Genomic DNA, 460 nt, shown 5'->3' with positions numbered 1-460 from the left:
TACCGAGCCTGTCGATGATTTCCCGCAGGCGGAGATATGCGGGGCGAAACGAGTCGCCCCATTCGGCGACGCAGTGCGCTTCGTCGATAGCGGCGTGCACGATTCGGTATTGGGCGAGCCGCTCGACCAGCGCGTCAGACAGAAGCACTTCGGGGTTTGTCAGAATGAGTTTTGCCCCCGCGTCGAGCCGACGGAAGTTTTCACCGCGCTCTTCCGCGCTTTGCCCGCCGCGGAATGCTACTGCGCCAAGCCCGCTCGCGTCGATGCGGCGCATTTGATCTGACATAAGCGCAAGCAGGGGATACACGACGAGTGTAGGGCGGTCGAGCAGTGCGGCGGGAACCAGAAAGCACAGCGATTTCCCCGCGCCTGTCGGCAGCAGCACGATTTGCCTCGCCCATACGCTCCGCTCGCACTCTGCAGGCACCACGCCAGCCGGAACCGCACAGGTCGATCGGAT

The 460-nt window shown here is 63.5% G+C and carries 1 protein-coding gene; it reads right to left on the bottom strand.

What is annotated here, in order from left to right; all coding sequences use genetic code 11:
* On the bottom strand, positions 1–430 hold a 430-nt coding region (locus tag AWU74_RS08310), incomplete at its 3' end, for a DEAD/DEAH box helicase (protein ID WP_438816372.1).
* Positions 431–460: the final 30 nt, after the last annotated feature.

The sequence above is a fragment of the Treponema endosymbiont of Eucomonympha sp. genome, from assembly GCF_001028545.1.
This window is presented reverse-complemented; position numbering and strand designations above follow the sequence as displayed.